At 69.8% G+C, this 11,990-nt stretch carries 11 protein-coding genes; 4 read left to right on the top strand and 7 right to left on the bottom strand.

The features are described 5' to 3' along the window. Window position 1: 1 nt before the first annotated feature. The 3 genes from V2S04_RS02550 to V2S04_RS02540 form a co-directional block, all read right to left on the bottom strand. Complete coding sequence (locus V2S04_RS02550; RefSeq protein ID WP_413636952.1) at window positions 2-217, bottom strand: helix-turn-helix transcriptional regulator; 216 nt, start codon at window positions 215-217, stop codon at window positions 2-4. Then, window positions 217-651, bottom strand: a complete 435-nt coding sequence (locus V2S04_RS02545; RefSeq protein ID WP_413636951.1) for a hypothetical protein — start codon at window positions 649-651, stop codon at window positions 217-219. Before V2S04_RS02545 ends, V2S04_RS02550 begins: the two co-directional genes overlap by 1 nt. A gap of 90 nt (window positions 652-741) precedes the next feature. Beyond that, on the bottom strand, window positions 742-4,395 hold the full coding sequence (locus V2S04_RS02540) for a proline dehydrogenase family protein (RefSeq protein ID WP_413636950.1): 3,654 nt from the start codon (window positions 4,393-4,395) through the stop codon (window positions 742-744). 61 nt (window positions 4,396-4,456) lie between these two features. Here V2S04_RS02540 and V2S04_RS02535 point away from each other — a divergent pair, with 61 nt between their 5' ends. From V2S04_RS02535 to V2S04_RS02525, 3 genes are read left to right on the top strand one after another with little or no spacing between them, the layout of a single operon-like run. Next, window positions 4,457-5,122 (top strand): hypothetical protein, encoded by a 666-nt coding sequence (locus V2S04_RS02535; RefSeq protein ID WP_413636949.1) that lies wholly within the window; start codon window positions 4,457-4,459, stop codon window positions 5,120-5,122. Next, window positions 5,119-5,703, top strand: a complete 585-nt coding sequence (locus tag V2S04_RS02530; RefSeq protein WP_413636948.1) for a hypothetical protein — start codon at window positions 5,119-5,121, stop codon at window positions 5,701-5,703. Before V2S04_RS02535 ends, V2S04_RS02530 begins: the two co-directional genes overlap by 4 nt. Then, the gene (locus V2S04_RS02525) at window positions 5,703-6,254 is read left to right on the top strand and encodes a hypothetical protein (RefSeq protein WP_413636947.1); all 552 of its coding nucleotides are present in this window, start codon (window positions 5,703-5,705) and stop codon (window positions 6,252-6,254) included. Before V2S04_RS02530 ends, V2S04_RS02525 begins: the two co-directional genes overlap by 1 nt. A gap of 15 nt (window positions 6,255-6,269) precedes the next feature. On the opposite strand, the gene V2S04_RS02520 is transcribed toward V2S04_RS02525, so the two are convergent. Continuing rightward, the gene (locus tag V2S04_RS02520; protein ID WP_413636946.1) at window positions 6,270-7,622 is read right to left on the bottom strand and encodes a hypothetical protein; all 1,353 of its coding nucleotides are present in this window, start codon (window positions 7,620-7,622) and stop codon (window positions 6,270-6,272) included. A gap of 33 nt (window positions 7,623-7,655) precedes the next feature. Then, on the bottom strand, window positions 7,656-8,216 hold the full coding sequence (locus tag V2S04_RS02515; RefSeq protein WP_413636945.1) for an acyl-CoA thioesterase: 561 nt from the start codon (window positions 8,214-8,216) through the stop codon (window positions 7,656-7,658). A gap of 120 nt (window positions 8,217-8,336) precedes the next feature. Between V2S04_RS02515 and V2S04_RS02510 the strand changes: the two genes are divergently transcribed. Beyond that, window positions 8,337-8,846: a GNAT family N-acetyltransferase gene (locus V2S04_RS02510; protein WP_181417781.1), complete on the top strand. Its 510-nt coding sequence runs from the start codon at window positions 8,337-8,339 to the stop codon at window positions 8,844-8,846. A 30-nt stretch (window positions 8,847-8,876) separates the two neighbouring features. Here the strand turns inward: V2S04_RS02510 and pntB are convergent, their stop codons facing one another. Continuing rightward, on the bottom strand, window positions 8,877-10,277 hold the full coding sequence (gene pntB, locus V2S04_RS02505) for a Re/Si-specific NAD(P)(+) transhydrogenase subunit beta (protein ID WP_413636944.1): 1,401 nt from the start codon (window positions 10,275-10,277) through the stop codon (window positions 8,877-8,879). After that, complete coding sequence (locus V2S04_RS02500) at window positions 10,274-11,827, bottom strand: Re/Si-specific NAD(P)(+) transhydrogenase subunit alpha (RefSeq protein ID WP_413636943.1); 1,554 nt, start codon at window positions 11,825-11,827, stop codon at window positions 10,274-10,276. The genes pntB and V2S04_RS02500 overlap by 4 nt, the downstream gene beginning before the upstream one ends. Window positions 11,828-11,990: the final 163 nt, after the last annotated feature.

The following is an 11,990-nucleotide window of genomic DNA, read 5'->3' as shown; positions in this document are numbered from 1 at the left end:
CTCAGTCCTCCGGGTACTGGAAGAGCGATTCGAGCGGCATGCCGAATGCTCGGGCTATCTGGAATGCGATCTCGAGGGTGGGCGAGTACTTCCCCTGCTCGATCGCGATGAGGGTCTGCCTGGTGACGCCGATCCGGGCTGCGAGGTCGGCCTGTGTCATCCCGGCCTCCTCGCGCCGCGCCCGGATCGTGTTCGTGACGAGGGTCGACTTGACCATCAGACCAGCCCGCGACGGTAGGCGATCACCCGTGCGACGCCGCCGACGAGTGCCGAGACGGCGAATCCGAGGAACATGGTGTTGGCGATCCAGAACAGCTCGGCGCCGGCGGCGCACAGGGCGATCACGCCGAGTCCGGCGATCACGAGGAAGGAGTGCTCTACGCGGCCGCCGAGACGGCTGATGTCGCGGTCGCGGATGTCGGACGCTGTCGCCGACTGCGGATCGCGAAGGCCGGCGGCGATGCCCCACAGGATGCTGATGACGATGCTCAGGGCGATGCCCGCGCCGATCGTCCACAGCATCGGAGGCAGCCAGTCGACCGTGCTGACGTCGCCGCCTCGCGACTGCATGAGCAGCACAGCGATGTAGCCCGTGAGCGTGATGACCGAGGCGATGAGCTGCGCCCACGCCACGCGTTCGTGGTACACCATGACCATACCTCCGTGTCAAAGATTCTTTACATGAAGAGTAGAGCGGCCGGCGCCGCGATGTCAAGAATCTTTTACATTGCTCGGATCGGGTCAGATCACGTCGGCACTCCAGTCGTCGGGGGTTCCGAAGCGGTGCGCGGTGATGGAGATCGCCTGCTCGTGCACGAACGGCAGCAGTTCGAGGCGTCCGGCAGAGGTCACCTCGCCGTCGTAGACCGCCAGATCGGGATCACCTGCGACCGCCCCGGCGAGAGCACGGTGCAGAGACGCCACCGAAGCTCGTCCGCCGACCAGGCGCACACGGTCAGGCACGGCGATCGCTGACAAGCCGCCCTCGGCGCCGCGGCGCAGCATCCGCTCGATCCACTCGGCATCGCTCTCGACCGCCACGAGAATGCCGAGGTCGCCCAGCTCGCCACGGATGCCGGCCGGCAGCCCCGAGGGCACCGAGAGCATGAAGTCGGCGCCGGACCGGATGCCGGCGATCACGACCCGCAGCACCTCGTGCAGGGCCGCGTCGGTGGCGCGCACCGCGACCGGCACCGGCCGGTAGCGGAACAGATTGCGCTCGACGCCGAGCTGCGACACGTCGCGCACCTGCCCGAACTCGCGGTCCCACGCCACGGCGTCGGCGAGCGCGGCCTGGCGCAGCCATTCGAATCCCTCGAAGTCGAGGGAGGGCTGCGCGGCCTCGATGAGCGCCGCGATGCGCACGTCGAGCCCGCGCAGGTGAAGGGTGCTCGACGCCCTGCCGCGCGGGCGCGAGCGCCAGGCGCCCAGGCCGATGAGATAGTTCGGGCCGCCGGCCTTCGCGCCGGGGCCCACCGCGGAGCGCTTCCAGCCGCCGAAGGGCTGGCGCTGCACGATCGCCCCGGTGATCCCGCGGTTCACGTACAGGTTGCCGGCCTGCACGTTCTCGAGCCACAGGGCGAGGTCGGCGGGATCGCGCGTGTGCAGTCCCGCGGTGAGCCCGTACGGCACGGCGTTCTGCAGCTCGATCGCGGCGCTCAGCGTCGGCGCGTGCATGATGCCGAGCATCGGACCGAAGAACTCCTCCAGGTGGGTGCGCGAGCCCGGCTGCACCCCGACGCGCACGCCAGGGCTGAACAGCCGTCCGCTGTCGTCGAGCGGGCGCGGCTCGATCAGCCACTTCTCGTCGCCCTCGAGCCGGGTGAGCGCCCACTCCAGCTTTCCCTGCGGCCGTTCGATCATCGGCCCGACCTCGGCGGTCGGATCCGACGGCCAGGCCACGCGCAGCGAGCGCACCGCGTCGACCAGCTGACGCACGAATCGCTTCGAATGGCCCACCGGACCGACGAGGATCGCCAGCGACGCCGCCGAGCACTTCTGACCGGCGTGACCGAACGCGCTCTTCACGAGATCGGCGACGGCCAGGTCGATGTCGGCGGTGGGGGTGATGATGATCGCGTTCTTGCCGCTCGTCTCGGCGAGCAGCGGCAGGTCCGGGCGCCATGAGCGGAACAGCGCCGCAGTGTCCCACGACCCGGTGAGGATCACCCGGTCGACCGCCGGATGCGTGATGAGCCGGCGTCCCAGCTCCTGCTCGCCGAGCTCGGTGAGCGCGAGCACGTCGCGCGGCACGCCCGCCTCCCACAGCGCCTCGGCGATCACGGCCGCGCAGCGGCGCGCCTGGTGGGCGGGCTTGAAGATCACGCCCGATCCCGCCGCGAGCGCGGCGAGCACTCCACCGGCCGGGATCGCCAGCGGGAAGTTCCACGGCGGGGTGACGACGGTCACCCTGGCGGGCTCGAAGACGGCCCCGCTGACGCTGTCGAGCTCACGGCAGGTCGCGGCGTAGTAGTTGGCCAGGTCGACGGCCTCGCTGACCTCGACGTCGGCCTCGGCGAGCACCTTTCCGGTCTCGACGGCCGCGACCTCGATCAGCTCTGCGCGCCGCGCGGCGAGCGCGACGGCGGCCCGCTGCAGGATCTGCGCGCGCTCAGCGGCGGGGCGCGAGCCCCATCCGGATGCCGCGGTGCGGACGCGTTCGATCGCGGCATCCAGCCGATCCTCATCATCGATCCGCGATGCGCGCAGAGTCTGGATGCCGAGGCCGCGGTCACGAGCGATATGGGCGAGGATCCCGCGAGCCCAGGCCCTGTTGGCCGGCAGCGCGGGGTCGCTGTCGGCGGTGTTCTCGAACCCGGGTGCGCCGTCGGCGGCGGTGATCTCCTGCCGGGCGTAGACCGCGGTCTGCAGGAACGGATCGTCGGCCCCCTCGTCGATGCCCGACGAGCCGCGCGCGATGTCGAGCACCACTCCGGTGAGGTCTTCGTCGGTGCTGCGGCGCTGCGTGAGCGGCCGCACCGACTCGTGTGCGGGCGACGTCCGGTTCTGCGTGCGTCGGGGCCCGGTAAGCAGGCTGCGATCCCGCGAGCGGGCGACGGAGTCGACGAAGCGCAGGCGCTCGCGCTCGAAGAGCGATTCGTCGTCGGCGAGATGGAAGGCGGCGGAGAGGAAGTTCGACGACGACGCGTTCTCGTCGAGCCGGCGCACGAGGTAGCTGATCGCCACGTCGAACTCCTTCGGATCGACGACGGGCACGTAGAGCAGCACCGGGCCGACCTCGCGCGAGACGGCCTGCACCTGCCCCTGCGCCATGCCGAGCAGCATCTCGAACTCGATGTCGTCGCGCACTCCCCGCTCTCCCGCGAGCAGCCAGGCGTAGGCGATGTCGAAGAGGTTGTGACCGGCCACCCCGATCCGCACGGCGGCGGTGCTGACCGGGTCGAATGCGGCGTCGAGGCAGCGCAGGTAGTTCGCGTCGGTGTCGAGCTTGGTGCTGTACGGGGCCTGCGGCCAGCCGTGCACCGCCGCGTCGACCTTCTCCATCGCCAGGTTCGCGCCCTTGACCAGTCGCACCTTGATCGGCGCTCCGCCGTGCTCGACCCGGTCTCGGGCCCACGCGGTGAGCTCGCGCAGCGCCGGCAGCGCGTCGGGCAGGTAGGTCTGCAGCACGATGCCGGCCTCGAGCCGCGTGAGCTGCGGATCCTCGAGCAGACAAGTGAAGACCGCGATCGTGAGATCGAGATCGCGGTACTCCTCCATGTCGAGATTGATGAACGTCCCGTTGCCCGCCGCGGTGCGGTACAGCGGGAGCAGCCGGCGGACGACCTCGTCGACCGTCTCCTCGAACGCCCACAGCGAGATGTGGCTGATGATCGCCGAGACCTTGACCGACACGTAGTCGACGTCGTCCCGGCGGACGAGATCGTGGATGCCCTCGAGCCGCCTTCTCGCCTCGGCGTCTCCCAGCACCGCCTCGCCGAGCAGGTTGAGGTTGAGCCGGGCTCCCGACTCGGAACCCGTGCGGATCTTCTCGAGCGCCGGTCCGAGCTTCTCCGATCGCGCGTCCACGATGAGGTGTCCGACCATCTCCCGCAGCACCCGCCGCGCGATCGGCACCGTCGGCACGGGCAGCACGGGCGCGACGCCGCCGCCGAGGCGCACCACGCCGCGCAGATACCAGGGCAGGAAGTCGGGGGCGAGCGGCGCGACCCGGTGCAGCATCGACGCCGCGGCCGCCGTGCTCTCCGGGCGCATCACGCCGTCGACGAATCCGAGGGTGAAGGGCAGCCCCTTCGGGTCGTGCAGCACGCCGGCGAGACGCTGGGCGGCCGGATCGAGACGGGCCTGGGCGGCTTCGTCCACCCACCGCCGGGCGAGCGCTGTGGCGGCATCGGCCAGGTGACGATCCGTGGGCGACGATGACTGCTCTGCCATGCATCCAGACTAGGCACGATCCGCCGCAGGGCGCGGAACCGGGGCGTTCTATGCTGTGTGCGTGGGGGAGAACGAGGCGGATGCCGCGAACCGCGCCGCGTCCGAGGCGCGCGCAGCGGCGTGGGCGCGGACGATGGCCGACCGCATCCCCACGGGGTGGATCATCACGGGTGCCGGAGCCGTGCTGCTGGGCGCGACCGCCGCGTTCGGAGGACTCGAGCCGGCTCCGCAGCCGGTTCCCGAAGAGCTCGCAGTCGGCGAGCACTACGTCGGATCCGACCTCGAGATCGCCGTGCTCGGTGCCGAGGTCGGGGGAGAGGTGCAGGGCGCCGGGGTCGTGCCCGACGAAGGCGAAGAGACCCTGATAGTCACGCTCGAGGTGACGAATCTGTTCACTGAGCCGCGCATCGCTCTCGCCCCTCACTCGCTCAGCGGCGTGCACATCGACGGTGTCGAGATCGTGCGCTCCGATGCCCGGCGCGTCGAAGACGACAGCGTGCTGTCGTACCTGCAGCCTGACGTCCCCACGCGGGTGCGTCTGGCCTGGACGATCGATGCGGATGCCATCGCGCCGGGCGACGAGGTCCGCCTCGTGCTGCCGGATTCCACGCGCTCCGAGGGCGCCTTCGTCACCCGGGGCACGTACTGGTCCGATGTGCGCACCGGCGCCTACGTCACCGTGCCTGTGGCGGCGGTTCCCGCCGACCGGGAGGTGGTCGAGCCGTGACCGTCCCGACTTCCGGATCCGACGCACGTCGGCGGCTCGTGAAGGCCGCCGCCCCTTGGGCGCTCTCGATCGCGCTGGTGGTGGGGGCCTGGGGTCTGACCCAGCTGCAGAAGGATGAGGACGCGCGCTACGACCCCTTCGTCACACATGCGGAGGTCGGTGAGCACGCGGAGGCCCGCAACATCGCCGTCACGGTGACCGACGTCCACGCCGCCCGCGCCGTCTCGGACGGGAGCTGGCGAGCCGAGGGCACCTGGCTCGTCGTCGACCTCGACGCGGCCTCGACGCGGGACCAGTCCGGCGCCGCCCTGCGGGTGACCGACCTGCGCATCGGGGATCGGACCTATTCGGCGACCGAGCGCGGAACCTCGATGGTGCAGCTTCCACTGGTCACCGGCGTGCCGCAGCACGGGAGCATCGCCTTCGAGCTTCCCGAGGACGCGCTGAACGGCTCCGCCACGCTCGTGTTCGCGGAGAACGACGACTACGCGGCTGACGGGATCGTCGAGGTCTCCCTCGATCTCGACGACATGGCTGTGGAGCGTGAAGTCCGCCTCGACGAGATCGGATGGGCCGAGTGATGACCGAGCGACGCGGGTGGTGGCGCGGCAACGCGGTGGCGCTGTGCGCCGTGGCCGTTCTGCTGCCGGCGGCGATCGGAGGGGCGGGCTGGTGGGAGTGGAAGTACGCCTATCCCGATTCCGGCAAGCCGCTGTGGGCCGTCGAACCCGGAGAGTCCGGAACCGTGGTGCTCGAAGGAGCAAAGTGGGGACCGGTGCGCGCGAAGGCCATCACCGACACCTCGGGCTTGACGGTGCCCGACGACATCACCCTGATCGGCGTCACCGTGCAGATCACCCCTCTGGGCGAGAAGGGCCCGACATGCTGGGCACCCCGGCTGATCGAGCAGGGCACAGGACGGGTGTGGGAATCGGTGCGCGGGCAGATCGGTCTGCCGTGGGACCGGGAGGAGCCCGAGGTCTGCGTGCCGACCCTCGACGGCGAGACGGCGGAGCCGTATCAGCTCCTGCTGCCCTACGTCGTTCCCGAAGACGCGGAAGGACCGTACCGGCTCGAGATCGAGCCGCACGACGCCGAGTCGCGATTCCTGCGGCTCAGCATCGATCCCTGACCGGCTCCACCCGGATCAGAGCGCGGGCACCGCGGTCGCGCCGGTCGGCTCGGATCCTCGAGGCGACGCCGTGGGCAGCACGCCGGCGGCTGCGGTGATCGCCGCGGCGTCCGCTTCCTCGACCGTGGTCGGTGCCGCGGCATCCGTTCTCTCGTCCTGCGCGCGACGCAGCATGCCGAACGTCGTGTCGTACGCGCCGGCGATCACCGCCATCCGGATCGGCTCGATGATCAGAGAGGGGATCAGGAAGATGACCGGCCAGTACACCGTCCAGAACTCGTACAGATCGTGGGGGCCGAGAGCGCGGCCCATCCCGTAGTCCAGCCACGATCCGCCGACGACGACCGCCGTGTACAGCAGCGCATACGACGCGATGCTCACCGGGCCCGCGCGCCACATCAGAAGGACGGCTCGCCAGATCGGGAGGACACGCGACGCGAGCTCCGTTCCCAGATCGCGCAGACGGCGCATCAGCGGGTTCGGCACCCGGGCGATGCGCTCGCGCACCTCCGCGACCAGCCTGTGCTGGATCTGCAGCTTCTCGGCGACGATCGCCTGCCCGTAGACGACTCCGGCGACGGTGAGCCACGAGATCGGCTCCAGCAGCACCGGACCCGCCTGACCCAGCAGCCATCCGACGCCGTCACCGACCGACACGAAGGGCGCCAGCCAGCCCGTCACCGCCTCGCGGGCGTCCGCCACCCACACCATGGCGACGCGGGTGTCGACCCACGATGTCACGCTGTCCACCGCGTCTTTGAGCAGGAGCAGCGAGAAGAAGACCCACACGACCTCGCAGTACACGGCTGCGAGGCTGAGCACCTTCGGCAGCTTCGCCGACCAGCGACCCCATGCCCATCGGGCGGCGAACGCCAGCACGATGATCGCGATCGTCCAGGCGTTGAAGGACAGCTCGGTGATGTTGTCGCCGGGATCGAACGTGCGGTCGGTGCCGAGCGTCGCGCCGATCTCTTCGCTGTTCTTCTCCAGCGCGCGCAGCGTGTACGCCTGCACGTCACTGCCGAGCAGCCCCTGCGCCGTGTAGATGGCGAAGAACGGCAGGATGCTCGCGAGCAGTGCGGTCAGGAAGGTCCGGCGGCGGTCGGCCGCCGAATCGGGAAGCGGCGCCACGGCCTGCAGGGAGCGCAGCCCATCCCGCAGCACGAGAAGCATGCCCACCAGGCTGATCAGGCGGCACAGCACGGCGAGCGGGAGGATCATCAATCCACCGACGGAGGTGTAGGCCCCGACGAACCCGGCCAGGACGATCAGCCAGTAGCGCGCCACCACACCGGCGAGGTACCACGCCAGCAGCGACGGCCAGTGTCGCCACAGCACGCGCCCGGTGGCCTTGAGCATCTCCCCCACGCGCTCAGAGTATCGCGCGCGGGCCGTCGTCAGTCAGCGCCAGAGGCTCGGCGCCGGGCTCTTCGTCGAGGGCAGCGCCGAGGCCGACGCCCAGTCGTGGATCCACGGCTCGACCTCGGGCAGCCCCTGCGGCTTTCCGACGGCGGCGAACAGCTCCTCGTTGCTGACCGTGCCGCCGCTGCGGCGCAGCATCCGCGATCTCACGATCACCCGCGCGTACACCTCGCCGTCGACCACGGCACGGTGCTCGAGGAAGACGGCCCTGTCGTCGTGGCCGACGAAGCGCGACTCGATGTCGAAACGCTGCCAGAGCTGCAGCGACTTGCGGAAGGTGACCGTCTCGCTCGAGACGACCGCGTACCAGCCGCGATCCTTCATTGCGTCGAACAGGCCGGTGCGGATCAGCAGATCCCAGCGGCCCAGGTCGAACAGCGAGAGGTAGCGGCCGTTGTTCATGTGCCGCAGGATGTCGAGGTCCGTCGGCAGTGTGGTGACGCGGATGCGGCTGACCGCAGCGGGGTCGAGAGCACTGCCGCGGCGCGTGCGCAGCCGGGCCTGCAGGATGACGAGAAGGGTGCGCCAGATCACATTCACAAGGGGCGATAGTAGTGATCCACGAGGAAACCCCCAACTTCGTTGGCTGATACCCACATGAGCGCATGTGTGTCATCCGCCGATTTCCGGTCCGCGACAGCGGCGCGTAGAGTCACGACCATGAGCACGGAAGCCCATACCGAGATCATCGTCCGACCCGTCCGCGATGTCGATGCGGAGGCCCTCGGCCGCGTGCACGCGCAGTGCTGGCACGAGACCTACGACCACCTGATCAGCAAGGCCGCGCTCGAGAGGATCTCCCCGCGGCGCATGGCGGAGCTGTGGACGAATTGGGCTCGGCAGGGCGACGACTTCCGCATGAGCGCGGCTCTCGTCGATGGCGAGATCGTCGGCTTCGTCGGATCGGGTCCCGCACGCGACAAGGATGCACCGGCGCTGCGCGAGCTCTACTTCATCTACCTGCTCGACGCCTATCACGGCACCGGCATCGGCCAGAAGCTCTTCGACGCGGCCGTGTACGAGGGCGAGCCGAGCTACCTGTGGGTCGCCGACGACAACCCGCGCGCGCACCGCTTCTATCAGCGCAACGGCTTCACCCTCGACGGCGAGAGCCACACCGAGCCGTTCCTGGGTGAGACGCTCACCGAGGTGCGGTTCGTCCGCGCCTGACCCGCGGCGAAGGGGCATCCGGATGCCGGATCACAGGGCGCGGATGATGTCCTCCACCCGCTCCTTCGCGTCGCCGAAGAGCATCTGCGCGTTGTCGCGGAAGAACAGCGGGTTCTGCACCCCCGCATAGCCGGCGGCCATCGAGCGCTTGAACACGATGATCTGCTCGGCCTCCCAGACGCGCAGCACGGGCATCCCGGCGATCGGGCTGCCCGGATCCTCGGCGGCCGCGGGGTTGACGGTGTCGTTCGCTCCGATCACCAGCACGACGGAGGTCGACGCGAAGTCGTCGTTGATCTCGTCCATTCCGAGCACGATGTCGTACGGCACCTTCGCCTCGGCGAGCAGCACGTTCATGTGCCCGGGCAGGCGGCCCGCGACGGGGTGGATGCCGAAGCGCACCTGCACGCCGCGCTCGCGCAGCCGGGTGACGAGGTCGGCGACGGGGTACTGCGCCTGCGCGACGGCCATGCCGTAGCCCGGGGTGATGATCACGCTGGTCGCCGCCGTGAGCATGGCCGCGGCGGCCTCGGCGGTGATCTCGCGGTGCTCGCCGTGCTCGTCGTCGGATGAGGCGGATGCCGCGATGCCGAAGCCTCCGGCGATCACCGACAGGAACGACCGGTTCATCGCCTTGCACATGATGTACGACAGGTACGCACCGGACGAGCCGACGAGCGCACCGGTGACGATGAGCAGGTCGTTGTTCAGCAGGAAGCCTGCGGCGGCAGCGGCCCAGCCGGAATAGCTGTTGAGCATCGAGACGACGACGGGCATGTCGCCGCCGCCGATGGATGCCACCAGATGCCACCCGAGCGCGAACGCGAGCACGGTGACGGCGACGAGCAGCCACAGCTGCTGGTCGATCACGAACCAGACGGTCAGCGCGACGAAGGCGACGAGTGCGCCGACGTTCAGAGCGTTCTTGCCGGGCAGCATGAGGGGGCGCGACGACATGCGCGCCGACAGCTTGAGGTAGGCGACGATGGAGCCGGTGAAGGTGACGCCGCCGATGAAGACTCCGATGAAGACCTCGGCGTTGTGGATGCCGACCAGCTCAGCCGGGATGGGCGCGTGGGCAAGGTGCCCATTCCAGCCGACCAGCACGGCGGCGAGACCGACGAAGCTGTGCAGCAGGGCGATCAGCTCGGGCATCTGCGTCATCTGCACGACCCGTGCCCGCCAGAGTCCGATCGCGGCGCCGATCAGCACGCCGGCGCCGAGCAGGACGAGCCCGAGCGTCGAACCGGGCGTTCCCCAGGCATCCGCGATCGTCAGTGCGAGGGTGGCGCCGAGCGCGATCGCCATCCCGGCGATGCCGTAGATCACGCCCGCGCGGGCGGACTCGTGGCGGCTGAGACCGGCGAGGCTGAGGATGAACAGCAGGGCCGCGACGATGTATGCGGCGGCCGCGAGGGCGTCGACGCTCACTTGTCGGCTCCCTTGGTCGGGCCGAGGGTGAACATGCCGAGCATCCGTCGGGTCACCGCGAAGCCGCCGAAGATGTTGATGCTGGCCACGAGCACGGCGACGGCGGCGATCACCTGCACCACGGGGTTCGCGTCGGTGATCTGCAGCATCGCGCCGACGATGATCACACCCGAGATGGCGTTCGTCACCGACATCAGGGGCGTGTGCAGCGCGTGGTGCACCTTGCCGATCACGTAGAAGCCGATCACGACCGAGAGCATCAGCACGGTGAAGTGCTGCGGCAGCGGCGCGGGCGCGAACGCGTTCACGAGGAACAGCGCGGCGATGCCCGCGACGATCAGACCGGCCCTCTTGCCAGCCGACATCGGCTTCTTCTCGGGCATCCGCGCGGGTTCCGTCTTCGGAACGGATGCCGCGGGCGCCGCGGCGACCTGCACGGGCGGTGGCGGCCACGTGATCTCACCATCGCGGACGACGGTCACCGAGCGCTGCACGACGTCGTCGAAGTCGATGCTCAGCAGGCCGTCCTTGTTCGGCGTGAGCAGCGCGACGAGGTTGGCGACGTTGGTGCCGTAGAGCTGGGATGCCTGGGTCGACAGGCGCGAGGCGAGATCGGTGTACCCGAGGATGATCACGCCGTTCGCCGTGACCGTCCGCTCACCGGCGACCGAGCCCTCGACGTTGCCGCCCTGCGCTGCGGCCATGTCGACGATGACGCTACCCGGCTTCATGCTCGCCACATCGGCGGCGGTGATGAGCCTCGGCGCGGGCCGCCCCGGGATCAGCGCGGTGGTGATGATGATGTCGACGTCGGCTGCCTGTTCGGTGTAGATCTCGGCAGCGCGGCGGTTGTAGTCCTCGCTCGTCGCCTTAGCGTAGCCGTCTGTCGACTTCTCGACCTGCACGTCGACGGCGAGATACGTCCCGCCGATCGATGAGACCTGGTCGGCCACCTCGGGGCGCGGGTCGGTGGCGCGAACGATCGCGCCGAGACTCGACGCCGCACCGATCGCCGCGAGCCCGGCGACACCGGCTCCGGCGACGAGCACCTTCGCCGGGGGCACCTGGCCTGCAGCCGTCACCTGCCCGGTGAAGAAGCGCCCGAACTCGTGCGCCGCCTCGACGACCGCCCGGTACCCGGCGATGTTCGCCATCGAGCTGAGCACGTCCATCGACTGCGCGCGGGAGATGCGTGGCACGGCGTCGAGCGCGATCGCCGTGATCCCCCGCTGCGCGAGCGACTCGACCAGGTCCGGCCGCAGAGCCGGGGCGAGCAGCCCGATGAGGGTGGCGCCGTCAGAGAGGCGGGCGATCTCGGCATCCGTCGGCGGGTTCACCTTGAGCACGACCGGGCTCGCCCACGCCTCCGCCTGGGAGACCAGGCGGGCGCCGGAAGCCGCGTACGCGGCATCCGGGTACGCCGAGCGCTCCCCCGCCCCGATCTCGACGGCCACCTCGTAGCCGAGTTTCCGCAGCGTCTGCACGGTGGCCGGGGTCGCCGCGACCCGCGCCTCGTCCGGCTGCTCCTGCACGATTCCGATCTGCGTCATCGCGATCCTCTCCCACCGGCGTCCTCACCGGTCCGCTCAGATTACTGAGCGCGCCGAAGGAATCGCACGCAGACCGGCCAGATGACGCCTCAAGAATCCGGCTTCTTGCCTGTTCGCGAAATCGGCGCCCTGTCTGAACGACCGCGCCCCCTCTGGATCGCGT

This window comes from Microbacterium sp. OR21, from assembly GCF_047306785.1.
GTDB classification, from domain to species: domain Bacteria; phylum Actinomycetota; class Actinomycetes; order Actinomycetales; family Microbacteriaceae; genus Microbacterium; species Microbacterium esteraromaticum_E.
Note: the sequence above shows the minus strand (reverse complement) of the source record. Positions and strands in the feature narration are given on the sequence as shown.

Bases quoted from the DNA above. Each gene is read 5' to 3' on its own strand.
- V2S04_RS02550 (WP_413636952.1), bottom strand. From the start codon at position 217: ATGGTCAAGTCGACCCTCGTCACGAACACGATCCGGGCGCGGCGCGAG.
- V2S04_RS02545 (WP_413636951.1), bottom strand. From the start codon at position 651: ATGGTGTACCACGAACGCGTGGCGTGGGCGCAGCTCATCGCCTCGGTC.
- V2S04_RS02540 (WP_413636950.1), bottom strand. From the start codon at position 4,395: ATGGCAGAGCAGTCATCGTCGCCCACGGATCGTCACCTGGCCGATGCC.
- V2S04_RS02525 (WP_413636947.1), top strand. From the start codon at position 5,703: ATGACCGAGCGACGCGGGTGGTGGCGCGGCAACGCGGTGGCGCTGTGC.
- V2S04_RS02510 (WP_181417781.1), top strand. From the start codon at position 8,337: ATGAGCACGGAAGCCCATACCGAGATCATCGTCCGACCCGTCCGCGAT.
- V2S04_RS02500 (WP_413636943.1), bottom strand. From the start codon at position 11,827: ATGACGCAGATCGGAATCGTGCAGGAGCAGCCGGACGAGGCGCGGGTC.